At 72.4% G+C, this 12,260-nt stretch carries 8 protein-coding genes; 5 read left to right on the forward strand and 3 right to left on the reverse strand.

What is annotated here, in order from left to right; translation table 11 throughout:
* The first annotated feature begins 3 nt into the window (after window positions 1-3).
* The 3 genes from ACZ619_RS02270 to ACZ619_RS02280 are packed head-to-tail and all read left to right on the forward strand — an operon-like array spanning window position 4 to window position 4,724.
* Window positions 4-969: a carbohydrate ABC transporter permease gene (locus ACZ619_RS02270; RefSeq protein WP_469593074.1), complete on the forward strand. Its 966-nt coding sequence runs from the start codon at window positions 4-6 to the stop codon at window positions 967-969.
* A complete protein-coding gene (locus tag ACZ619_RS02275) occupies window positions 966-1,847 on the forward strand; it encodes a carbohydrate ABC transporter permease (RefSeq protein ID WP_469593076.1) in 882 nt (293 codons plus the stop codon). Before ACZ619_RS02270 ends, ACZ619_RS02275 begins: the two co-directional genes overlap by 4 nt.
* 27 nt (window positions 1,848-1,874) lie before the next feature.
* Window positions 1,875-4,724 (forward strand): glycoside hydrolase family 2 TIM barrel-domain containing protein, encoded by a 2,850-nt coding sequence (locus ACZ619_RS02280; RefSeq protein WP_469593078.1) that lies wholly within the window; start codon window positions 1,875-1,877, stop codon window positions 4,722-4,724.
* Window positions 4,725-4,829: 105 nt separating this feature from the next.
* Here ACZ619_RS02280 and ACZ619_RS02285 read toward each other — a convergent pair whose 3' ends face one another.
* From ACZ619_RS02285 to ACZ619_RS02295, 3 genes are all read right to left on the reverse strand, one after another.
* Window positions 4,830-6,725: an ArnT family glycosyltransferase gene (locus tag ACZ619_RS02285; protein ID WP_469593080.1), complete on the reverse strand. Its 1,896-nt coding sequence runs from the start codon at window positions 6,723-6,725 to the stop codon at window positions 4,830-4,832.
* A gap of 210 nt (window positions 6,726-6,935) precedes the next feature.
* On the reverse strand, window positions 6,936-8,726 hold the full coding sequence (locus tag ACZ619_RS02290; RefSeq protein WP_469593082.1) for a bifunctional sugar phosphate isomerase/epimerase/4-hydroxyphenylpyruvate dioxygenase family protein: 1,791 nt from the start codon (window positions 8,724-8,726) through the stop codon (window positions 6,936-6,938).
* A 110-nt stretch (window positions 8,727-8,836) separates the two neighbouring features.
* Window positions 8,837-9,718, reverse strand: coding sequence for a shikimate dehydrogenase (locus ACZ619_RS02295; protein ID WP_469593084.1), 882 nt, complete (start codon window positions 9,716-9,718; stop codon window positions 8,837-8,839).
* A gap of 161 nt (window positions 9,719-9,879) precedes the next feature.
* Here ACZ619_RS02295 and ACZ619_RS02300 point away from each other — a divergent pair, with 161 nt between their 5' ends.
* Entirely contained in the window at window positions 9,880-10,545 is a 666-nt protein-coding gene (locus tag ACZ619_RS02300) for a TetR family transcriptional regulator (RefSeq protein ID WP_469593086.1), read from the forward strand.
* A 196-nt stretch (window positions 10,546-10,741) separates the two neighbouring features.
* Window positions 10,742-12,103 (forward strand): MFS transporter, encoded by a 1,362-nt coding sequence (locus tag ACZ619_RS02305; RefSeq protein ID WP_469593087.1) that lies wholly within the window; start codon window positions 10,742-10,744, stop codon window positions 12,101-12,103.
* Window positions 12,104-12,260 lie beyond the last annotated feature (157 nt).

The raw sequence follows: 12,260 nt of genomic DNA on the forward strand, positions 1-12,260 counted from the left end.
ACCATGTCGACGACCACGACGCGCGACCTCGCGCACCCCGCCCAGGCGAAGGCCGGTCCGGCCAAGCCGCGGCGGGGTCTGCGGGGCAGCCGCGCCTTCAACTTCTGGCTCTTCGTCAGCCCCTTCCTGATCGGGCTGATCGTCTTCGTCTACGTGCCGATCGGCTGGAGTGTCTACCTCAGCTTCTTCGACGCGCGCTTCACCGTCACGCCGGACAAGTTCATCGGCCTCGACAACTACACGTACATGCTGACGGACCCCAAGTTCACGGGGTCGCTCGTCACCTTCACCGTGTTCGCCGCGTTCATCGTGCCGACCACCTGGGCGGTGTCGCTGGGCCTCGCCCTGCTGGTCGAGCGCATCCGGTTCATGCGGGCGTTCTTCCGCTCGGTGTTCTTCCTGCCGACCGCGTGCAGCTATGTCGCCGCGTCGCTGATCTGGAAGATGTCCCTCTTCAGCGGGGTCCGCTTCGGCCTGCTGAACACGGTCCTCGGCTGGTTCGGCGTCGACAGCGTCGCCTGGCTGGCCTCGCCCAGCCCGCCCTGGTACTGGCTCGTCATCGTGACGCTGCGGCTGTGGCTCCAGTCCGGCTTCTACATGATCCTGTTCCTGGCGGCCCTCCAGAACATCCCGGGCGAGCTGTACGAGGCCGCCGCCATCGACGGCGCCAAGCGGGGCTGGCAGACCTTCCGGTACATCACCCTGCCCCAGCTGCGGGCCACCTCGACCGCGGTGGTGCTGCTCCTGCTCATCGCCGCCTACCAGGCCTTCGACGAGTTCTACAACCTGCTGGACAAGACCACCTGGGGCCGGCCGCCGCTGGTCGAGCTGTACTCCACCGCCCTGGGCACCTCGCAGGACTACGGCGCCGGCAGCGCGGGCGCCGTCATCCTGACCATGCTGATCATCATCGTCACCCTGTTCCAGGGCAAGATCATGGGCTTCGGAAGGGGGGAGGAGTCCAAGTGACCACCACCACGCCCGGCACACACAAGTCCGCGCCCTCGAAGGTCCGGCGCGGCGGCGGGGTGATGGGCAACACCGGTCTGTGGATCGCCACCGGTGTCGCCACCCTGCTCTTCCTCGTCCCGTTCTACGTCCTGGTGCGCAACTCGCTCACCACGGACGCCGCCATCACCGGGCCGAGCTGGCAGTTCTTCCCCACCCACCTGGAGTGGGGCAACATCAAGGAACTGTTCGACGACCCGCAGGTCGACTTCGCCCGGTCGATGTGGAACTCGCTGGTCGTCGGCGTCTCCATGACCGCCGGCATCCTGCTGGTCTGCTCCCTGGCCGGCTACGCCCTGGCCCGCATCCCCTACCGGCACGCCAACAAGGTCTTCTACCTCGTGCTGGGCACCCTGATGGTGCCGACCTCGGTGACGTTCGTGCCCAGCTTCGTGCTGGTCTCCTCGCTCGGCTGGGTGGACACCTACCGCGGCCTGATCATTCCGGGCCTGTTCAGTGGTTTCACCTGCTTCCTGTTCCGGCAGTACTTCCTGGGGTTCCCCAAGGAGCTGGAGGAGGCGGCGCGCGTGGACGGGCTCGGCTACTGGGGCTCGTACTGGCGCGTGGTGGTGCCGAACTCGCTGAACTTCTTCGCGGCGATCGCCACCATCACCTTCATCAGCGCCTGGAACGCCTTCCTGTGGCCGCTGGTCATCGGCCAGGACCCGGGGGCGTGGACCGTCCAGGTCGTGCTCTCGTCGTACATGACCAACCAGACGGTCGTCTTCCACACGATCTTCCTGGCCACCGCCATCTCCATCCTGCCCCTGGTGTTCGTCTTCCTCTTCCTCCAGCGCTGGCTGGTGCAGGGGATCGCGCAGACCGGCATCAAGGGCTGACGCCGCACACTCACGACCTGGAGACCGATGTCATTCCGCACCTCCGCCACCGACTACGTCGAGGACGTCTCGCCGGGCTCGGGCGCGCTGCCGCCCCGCGCCTGGTACCCACGCTCGGACGCCAGGTCGCTGTCGCTGAACGGCAGCTGGCGGTTCAGGCTGTCGCCGACGGCGGACGCCGGGGACGAGGCGTTCGCCGAGCCGGGGTACGACGCCGGCGGCTGGGCGGAGGTCTCGGTCCCGGGCCACTGGGTGCTCCAGGGCCACGGCGCGCCGATCTACACCAACCACCTCTACCCGTTCCCGGTCGACCCGCCGCGGGTGCCGACCGAGAACCCCACCGGTGACCACCTGCGCGTCTTCGACCTGCCGGCGGACTGGGCCGAGGGCTGGGCGGTGCTGCGCTTCGACGGTGTCGAGTCCTGCGCGCGGGTCTGGCTGAACGGCACGGAGATCGGCGAGTTCAAGGGCTCCCGGCTGCCGCACGAGTTCGCGGTCGGCCATCTGCTGAGGCCGGCCGGCAACGTGCTCGCCGTCCGGGTCCACCAGTGGTCGGCCGGCTCCTACCTGGAGGACCAGGACCAGTGGTGGCTGCCCGGCATCTTCCGGGACGTGACGCTGCTGCACCGTCCGCCGGGCGCGGCCCTCGACTTCTTCGTGCACGCCTCCTACGACCACACCACCGGCGAGGGCACCCTGTGCGTCGACTCCGACGTCGACGGGCGGGTGTCGGTGCCCGCCCTGGACATCGATGTCGCCACCGGCGAGCGGGTGACGGTCCCGGTGGCGGCGTGGACGGCCGAGACGCCGACGCTGTACGACGGGGTGCTGGCCACCGAGGGCGAGCGGGTGCCGCTGCGGATCGGCTTCCGGACGGTGGAGCTGGCCGACGGTCTGATCAAGGTCAACGGCCGGGCGGTCCTCTTCAAGGGCGTCAACCGGCACGAGTGGCACCCCGAGCGGGGGCGCGCGCTCGACCTGGACACGATGCGCGAGGACGTGCTGCTGATGAAGCGGCACAACGTCAACGCCGTGCGCACCTCCCACTATCCGCCGCACCCGGCCTTCCTCGACCTGTGCGACGAGTACGGCCTGTGGGTGATCGACGAGTGCGACCTGGAGACCCACGGCTTCACCGAGCAGGCCTGGCGGGACAACCCGGTCGACGACGACCGCTGGACGCCGGCGCTGCTCGACCGGGCCGCGCGGATGGTCGAGCGGGACAAGAACCACCCGTCGGTGGTGATCTGGTCGCTCGGCAACGAGGCCGGCACCGGGCGGGGGCTGACCGCGATGGCCGAGTGGATCCACGGCCGGGACACCTCCCGCCTCGTGCACTACGAGGGCGACATCGACTGCCGTGACACGGACGTCTACTCCCGGATGTACGCCGACCACGCCGAGGTCCAGCGGATCGGCCGGGGTCTGGACGGCGGCACCCACGGGCGCCGCCGGCTCCCCTTCCTGCTGTGCGAGTACGGGCACGCCATGGGCAACGGCCCCGGCGGGCTCGCCGACTACCAGCGGATCTTCGAGTCGTACGACCGCGTCCAGGGCGGCTTCGTCTGGGAGTGGATCGACCACGGCGTCAGGGACGAGCGTCACGGTTTCGCCTACGGCGGCGACTTCGGCGAGGAGCTGCACGACGGGAACTTCGTCTGCGACGGCCTGGTCTTCCCCGACCGGCGGCCCTCCCCCGGTCTCGTCGAGTACAAGAAGGTGATCGAGCCGGTCGGCGTCGAGGGCGACGGCTCCACCGTCCGGATCACCAACAAGCAGGATTTCGCGGACCTGTCGGCGCTGGCCTTCGAGTGGTCGTTCGAGGCCGACGGCGAGACCGTGGAGTCGGGCCGTCTGGCCGTACCGGCGCTGGCGCCCGGTGGGTCGACGGACGTGAAGCTGCCGGAACCGCCCGCCGTGACGGGCGGCGGCGAGACGAGCTGGACGGTACGGGCGCTGCTCGCGGCCGACACCGCCTGGGCGCCGCGGGGTCATGTCGTCGCCTGGGGCCGGATCCCGGTCTCGGCCCGGCGGCCGGCCTCCGTGGCCGCGACCGCGGTCCCCGGGTCCGGCGGAGGCCGGATCACCCTGGGCCCGGCCTCCTTCGACGCCCGCAGCGGCGCGCTCGCCTCCATCGGTGCGGTGGAGGTGAGCGGACTGCGCCTGGACGTGTGGCGGGCCACCACCGACAACGACGACGGCGCCCCCTGGCAGAGCGACGTCCGCCACGGGCCGCTGTGGCGCAAGCTGGGGCTGCACCGTATGCGGCACCGCCTGGACGCGGTGGAGACGGACGGCACGGCGCTGACCGTGCGCACCCGGGTGGCCCCGGCCGCCTGGGAGTTCGGCCTGTCGACGGTCTACCGCTGGACCTCGGACGGCGACCGGCTGGGGCTCACGGTCTCCGTCACCCCCGACGGCGACTGGACGGTGCCGCTGCCCCGGCTCGGCATCCGGTTCGGGCTGCCGTCCGCCGACCGGGTGCGGTGGTTCGGCGGCGGCCCCGGGGAGGCCTACCCGGACACGGCGTCGGCCTCGCTGGTGAGCCGCTGGGAGTCGACGGTCGACGCGTTGCAGACCCCCTACGTCCGCCCGCAGGAGAACGGCGCCCGCGCGGACGTCCGCTGGGCCGAGCTCGGCGGTCTGCGGATCGAGGGCGACCCGGAGTTCTGGTTCACGGCCCGCCGCTGGACCACCGAGCAGCTGGACGCGGCCGCCCACCTCACGGACCTCGTCCCGGGGGACACCGTGTGGGTCAACCTCGACCACGGCCAGCACGGCATCGGCTCGCAGTCCTGCGGACCGGGCGTCCTGCCCGAGTACCAACTGCATCCCGCACCGGCCGAGTTCTCCTTCGTGTTCTCCCCGATCGACTGAACCCGTCTGCTGAACCCGCCGGCTGGAAACAGCAGTTGGCCACATCAGCCGGGTCTGCTCCGCGCGAGGCCCCGGACCGCACCGCCGGTCCGGGGCCTCGCGCGGTCAGCGGCCCTGCCCCGGCCCGCAGCGGTACAGCGTGTAGACCGCGACGCGAACCGGCGAGCAGTGGCCGACGGCCCAGCGCACCAGCGCCCGGCCCGGAGTCCTCGCGCCCCGCGCGCGGTGGGTGAGGTCGGCGGAGGAGAGCAGGACGTAGCGGAGCCGGCCGGTGTCGATCAGACGGTGGAAGGCCGCGGCCGAGGGGTAGGGCACATGCGCGGTGAAGCCGCCCAGCGGCAGCACCGACGCGTTGTCCGAGAGGATGTACGGCGCCGCCATCTGCCAGCGGGGCACGGCGGCCAGATAGCGGGCGCCGTCCCGGTGCGCGTCGAGGTAGGCGAGGACGCGCCGCTGGGCCGGGTCCAGTTCGGCGGCGGCGTTGCGGGTGGCGATGCTGCCCGGGCCGATCCGGCCGAAGCCGCCGGGCTGGTTGTAGCGCAGGGAGACCGCGGAGGCGGACCAGACGGCGGGCACGACCAGGACGGCGGCGAGGGCGACGGCGAGCGCGGCCCGGCGCGGGCGGGAGCCGCCGACGGCGAACAGCACCAGCGCCGGCAGCGACAGGACCACCGCGACCGTCACCGACCAGGGGAAGAAGCGCGGGTAGTACAGGGTGAGGGCCGCGCACCAGCCGACGTTGACGGCCAGCGCCGCGCACAGCACGCCCCGGCGCCGTACCCGGGTCACGCCCACGGCGGCCAGGGCGGACAGGGCGACCGCCACCACGCCCATGTAGTAGGTGTGTCCGGTGACGCTGCCGAGGCTGAAGACCACGAAGAACGTCACCAGCCAGACGCCCCACAGCAGATGTCCCGCCAGCACCGGGTCGGTGCGCGGCACCCGGCGGCGCCACAGCGTCACCAGCCCGGCGGCCAGCCCGAGAACCGCCAGCGGATACAGCCAGCCCGTCTGGGTGGCGAGCCCCGGGCCGAACATCTTCCAGAGGCCGTCCCCCATCCCCGGGGTCACCCCGGCGTGCCCCGATCCGTGTCCGTGCGCCGCGACCCGGGCGGAGACGATGCTCCCGGTGCCGGCCGCGTCGATGCCCAGCGCGTGGAAGCGGGTCAGGAAGTTGTAGCCGACGACCAGGGCGAACGGGGAGTTGTCGGTGGTGCCGTCGAGATAGGGGCGGGCCGCGGCCGGGGTGAGGCCGGCCACCAGCATCCAGGACAGGGACACCGCCAGCATGACCGCGCCGGACACGGCGAGGTCCCGGAGCCGGCGGCGCAGCGGAGCGGGCGCGGCCACCAGGTAGGTCACGGCCAGCGCGGGCAGCACCGCCCAGGCCTCCAGCATCTTGCACTGGAAGGCCGCCCCGACCCAGACGCCGGCCAGGACCAGGGTGCGGGTCCGGGCGTGGAGGGTGGCCCGCCAGGTGGCCTCGGCGGCCAGCAGCAACAGCAGCACGAACGGCGCGTCCTCGGTGACCGAGCGGCCCAGGCCCACGGTCACCGGGGTGAGGGTGAGGAAGGCGGCGGCCAGCAGTCCGGCCGGGACGCCGGCCCAGCGCCGTACCAGCACGTGCAGCAGGACCACGGAGGCCACGCCCTCCAGGGCCTGCGGGATCACCAGGGACCACGGGTGGAAGCCGAGGACCAGCGCCGACAGCGCCTGCGGCCACAGGAAGCCGGGCAGCTTGTCCAGCGTGATGGAGCCGGCCGGGTCGAAGGCCCCGTAGAGGAAGGCGGCCGGGCTGTCGGTCATGCTGCGGACCGCGCTCGCGTAGAAGGCGTGGTAGGCGCTGTGCCAGATGCCCCAGCAGAAGAGGAACGCCGCGACGGCGGCGATGCCGGCGAGGAGCGGCCGCTCCAGGCGCTCGGTGCGGGTCGGCCGCGGTGCCACCGGTGGGGGCGGGCCCTCGGTGCGGACGGACGGGTCGGCGGTGACGGGGCTCGGCATCGCGGGCGGCCTCCAGGATTCCCAGGTTTCCGGGACTTCCGGCACGTCCCGGTCTCACGGCCGGCAGGACGGGCGGAATTCGGCGAACGTCACATCCGGGATGCCGGGAGCATTCCGGAACTTCGTGAGTATCCGACGTGGAACCTCGGCGAAGCCCGGACCTCGGCTGTGTCTCACCGCCCTCTCACCGAGGCCTCACCCCGGGGCCGTTCAGCGGGCGGGCCGTCCGGCGTGCTGGGCGGCGAGCCGCACCGGGGCGTTCTGGGCGCCGTATCCGCGGTAGCCGGTCCCCCTCTCCACCAGTTCGAAGAACACCCGTCCGACGGTCCGGGTGTAGCAGTGCCGGAAGAACCCGCCCGGATCGCGGTCGTAGAGGATGCCGAGTTCCCGGTACGTCTCCAGCTCGCCGTCGGCGAACTCGTACCGGGCGGCGAGGTCGTCGTAGTAGTTGGCGGGGATGGGCAGCAGGGCGCCCCCGGCCGCGCGGAAGGCACGGGCCGCGGCGACCACGTCCCCGGTGGCCAGGGCGATGTGCTGGGCGTGCAGGGTGTCGTCGGCCGGGGCCGCGCCGACGCCGAGGGCGATGCGGACGCTGCCGTCGGCGTCGGTGACGGCGCGAGAGCGCAGCAGGCCGTAGGGGTCGGCGACGTCGACGCTCTCCCGGGCGTGCAGTCCGAGGACGCTGCGGTGGAAGAGGGCCGCCTCGTCGTACTGGTGCCAGGGCTGGACCAGGGCGAGGTGGTCGATCCGGGCCGGGCCCGGCGCCGGGTCGTGCGGCACCTCGGTGAAGTCGGCCCGCCAGTCGGGGAGTCCGGGTCCGCGGCCGGTGGCGCAGAAGAACAGTTCGGTGCCGTCGGGCGCGGCGACCGCGTCCAGCGGGGCGTCCTGGGGGGCGCGGCGGCGGGGCAGCACGGGCGCGAGCAGTGCCTCGGCCCGGCGGGCGGCGGCCCGCGGATCCGGTGACTCCAGTCCGATCGCGGCGAGCTGGGTGCCGTCGCGGCGGGCGGCGGGTCCGGTGTTGACCAGGATCCGCGCCTCGCCGCGCTCCCACAGGTCGACGGGCTTGCTGCGGTGGCGGGCGGTCCGTGCGAGGCCGAGCGCCCCGAGCAGCGCCGACACGGGCTCCGCGTCCGGGGTGACCAGTTCGGCGAAGGCGATTCCGGTCGGCACCACCGGCGAGGGCAGTTCCCCGACGCCCACGGCCTCCTCCAGCACCAGCAGGGAGCGGTGCGCGTCGACGGCGGTCGGCCCGGCCTCGGCCTGGCGGAACACGTCGTTGAACACCTCCAGCGAGAGCGGCCCGTCGTAGCCGGTCCGCAGCACATGACCCACCAGCCCGGCGACATCGAACCCGCCCTGCCCCGGGAAGCACCGGTAGTGCCGGCTCCACTGGAGCACGTCCATGGCGAGCAGCGGGGCGTCGGCCAGTTGCAGGAAGAAGATCTTCTCGCCGGGTATGTCCTCGATCCCCTTGGGATCGGACCCGCGGGACAGGATGTGGAAGCTGTCGAGGCAGGTCCCGAGGGCGGGGTGGCCGGCCGCCTCGACGATCCGCCAGGCATGGTCGTAGGTGCTGACGTGCCGTCCCCAGGCGAGCGCCTCGTAGGCGACCCGGACACCGGACTCCGCCGCCAGCGCGGCGAGCCGGGCCAGCTGCTCGGCGGCGAGGTCGTCGTCGTCCAGCGCGAGCGGGGAGACGGAGGAGCAGACGAGGACGGTGTCGGCGCCCAGCTCCCGCATCAGCCCGAACTTGTGCCGGGCGCGGCGCAGGTTGCGCGCGAACTCCTCCTCCGGCACGGCCTCGATGTCCCGCACGGGCTGGTAGAGGTCGACCGTGAGTCCGAGATCCGCGCAGCGGGCCCGGATCTCACGGGGTGCCAGCGGGCTCGCCAGCAGGTCGTTCTCGAAGATCTCGACCCCGTCGAACCCGGCCCGCGAGGCGGCGCTGAGCTTCTCGGTGAGCGACCCGCTGAGCGAGACGGTGGCGATGGAAGTACGCATGACCTTTTTTCCTCACGTCCACTGCGACGCGCCCCTCGGGGGGCGCGGGGCTGTATCGATGTGCGGCCGCCATCGCGCGGGCGCGCGCAGCCACGACGGGCCGTGACCCGTCACACGACCTGGTCCGCGGAGTCGCCGGCCAGCTCCCCGATGTCGGCCAGCATCCGCGCGCTGTCCGGCTCCCTCCCCGTGAACAGCCGGAACGCGTCCGCGGCCTGGAACACGGCCATCCCGCCGCCGTCCAGCACCGCGCACCCCAGCGCCCGCGCGGTCCGCACCAGCTCCGTCTCCAGCGGCCGGTACACCACCTCGGCCACCCACAGCCCCGCGTGCAGCAGCCCGGCCGGCAGCGGCAGCCCCGGGTGCGCGGCCATGCCCGTGGGTGTCGCGTGCACCAGCCCGTCCGCGCCCGCGAGCTCCTCCGGCAGCCGGTCCGGCGTCGCGGCGACCGCGCGCCCCGCGCCGAAGTGCCGGTTCAGGGCGCCCGCCAGATCCGCGGCCCGGTCGGCGAGCGCGTCCACGACGGTGACCCGCTCGGCCCCCAGGGTGAGCGTGGCGTGCGCGACCGCGGCGCCGGCGCCTCCGGCACCGAGCTGGACGACCCGCTCCAGCGGGGCGTCCCGCAGTCCCCGGGCGAACGACGCCGCGAACCCGGTGACGTCCGTGTTGTGGCCGACCGCCCTGCCGTCGGCCCCGAACACCACCGTGTTCACCGCGCCGAGCGCCTCGGCCTGCGGGGCGAGCGCGTCCAGGTGCCCGATGACCAGCTGCTTGCAGGGATGGGTGATGTTCAGCCCGTCGAAGCCGAGGTCGCGCGCGGCCGCGACCAGATCGCCGACGGCCTCGGGCCGGGCGCCGAGCACGTCGATGTCGATCAGCCGGTACAGGTACCGCAGCCCCTGCCGGGCGGCCTCGCGCTCGTGCAGGGCCGGACTGAGCGACGGACCGATCCCGGAACCGATCAGTCCGACGAGGTATGAGTCCTTGGCCACGTGGCCCTCCCGAGCAGAACGGCGGAGCTAATGTACGAACTAGTACGTTAGCTATAACACCGGAGGCCACGGCAAGGGAAGACCCCTCGGGAACCGCCTCCGCCCGGGCTTCTACAATCTCGGCACCGGCCACCCCCGCGAAGGCACCCGTTAGGAACCCGATGACCAGCGTCGACGAACCGGCACAGACCAACGGACGGATCCGCGACGCCGCCCGCACCCGGGCCGAGATCCTCGACGTGGCCACCCAGGAGTTCGCCCGGGCCGGCTACGACGGCGCCCGCGTGGACGAGATCGCCGCCCGCACCCGCACCACGAAGCGGATGATCTACTACTACTTCGGCGGCAAGGAGCAGCTCTTCACGGCGGTGCTGGAGCGCGCGTACGGCGTGATCCGGGAGGCCGAGCAGGAGCTGGACGTCGAGCACCTGGACCCGGTGGCGGCGATCCGCAGGCTCGCCGAGCTGACCTTCGACCACCACGAGCAGCACCCGGACTTCATCCGCCTGGTCAGCATCGAGAACATCCACGGCGCCGAGCACATCGCGGCCTCCGAGAAGCTCGGCAGGATCGGCTCCCCCGCCCTGGAGGTGATCCGCCGCATCCTGGCGGCCGGGCAGGAGTCCGGCCTGTTCACTGCCGACGTCGACGCGGTCGACCTGCACGCGCTGATCAGCTCGTTCTGCTTCTTCCGGGTGGCGAACCGGCACACCTTCGGCGCCCTGTTCGGCCGCGACCTGGTGGCCCCGGCGCAGCGCGAGCACTACCGCGCGATGCTCGGCGACATGGTGATCGCCTACCTCACGGCGGAGCGCGCCGCGGACTGACCGCGGCGGGCGCCGATCCGGCACGGCCTCTTGACAGCGGCGAAACGCGAGCGCAACATCCGTACCCATCGCGACTAACTACCCAGTGGGTTAATTAGCACCCGCCCCTGGTCCGCCGACCCGTCATCCCTGGGATCCGGCCTTCTCCCCCGCCGCTCACTCCGTCTACGTTGGAGTTCCCCGAAGGAGCACCGCCGTGTCCGTCCCCGCCCGCCCCGAAGCCACCGAGGTACCACCGGGTGGCCAGCCGAAGAAGGCCGCTCTGGCCGCCTGGATCGGCAGCGCCCTGGAGTACTACGACTTCTTCATCTACGGCAGCGCGGCCGCGCTGATCTTCCCGAAGGTCTTCTTCGACGAGTCGGACCCGGCCACCGCGACCCTGCTCTCGCTGGCCACCTTCGGTGTCGCGTACGCGGCCCGGCCGGTCGGCGCGCTCTTCCTGGGCCACTTCGGGGACCGGGTCGGCCGTAAGAAGATCATGGTCTTCACGCTGATCCTGATGGGCCTGTCGACCTTCCTGATCGGCTGTCTGCCGACCCGCGCGCAGGTGGGCGGCCTCGCCCCGGTGCTGCTGGTGCTGTGCCGGGTGCTCCAGGGCATCTCGGCGGCCGGGGAGCAGGCCAGCGCGAGTTCGATGAGTCTCGAACACGCGCCGCCGGGCCGGCGCGGCTTCTTCACCAGCTTCACGCTCGGCGGCACCCAGGGCGGCCAGCTGATCGCCACCCTGGTCTTCATCGCGGTCTCCCAGCTCCCCGAGGACCAGCTGCTGTCCTGGGGCTGGCGGGTGCCGTTCTGGCTGAGCGTGGCGGTGGCGGTGGTCGGCTGGGTGATCCGCCGCAGACTGGAGGAGACCCCGGCGTTCGAGCGGCAGGCGGCGAGCGAGGGTGTCGTACGGCTGCCGCTGGCGACGCTGTTGCGGCACCACTGGGCGGACGTGCTGCGGGTGATCGGGGGCGCGCTGATCGCCTCGGTGAGCACGATCTTCACGGTGTGGGCGCTGGCGTACGCCACGAGCGACGCGGTCGGGATGTCCAGGACGTCGATGCTGTGGGTGGGCGCGCTGGCGAACCTGGTGGCGCTGGGCACGATCCCGGCGTGGGCGGCGCTGTCGGACCGGATCGGCCGGCGTCCGGTCTACCTGGTCGGCGCGGTGGGCAGCGCGGTGGCGATGTTCGGCTACCTGTGGGCGATCTCCACCGGCTCCTTCCCGCTGGTCATGATCCTCGGCGTGGTCGCCTTCGGGGTGGTCTACAGCGCGGCGAACGGGGTGTGGCCGTCCTTCTACGGCGAGATGTTCTCGACCCGGGTGCGGCTGTCGGGCATGGCGATCGGCACCCAGATCGGCTTCGCGGTGGCCGGGTTCGCGGTGACGTTCGCGGCGCAGATCGCGGGTCCGGGCGGCGACGACTGGTCGGCGGTGGCGCTGTTCACGGCGGCGCTGTGCGTGCCGCCGGTGATCGCCGCGCTGTCGGCCCGCGAGACGCACCGCGTGCCGACCGAGCTGCTCGGCGAGCGCGCGGAGCAGGAGGCGGCCCGACCGGAGACGGTCACGGCCTGAGTCCCGCAAGGGTCCCCCGGAGCCGGTGTGTACGGCTCCGGGGGACCCTTGCGTCAGCCGGTGATCCGCGCGTCAGCCGGAGACCCGCGCATCAGCCGGTGCCCCGTGCATCAGCCGGAGATCCGTGCATCAGCCCGAGACCCGCGCATCAGCCGGA

The organism is Streptomyces sp. NPDC104367, from assembly GCF_055583825.1.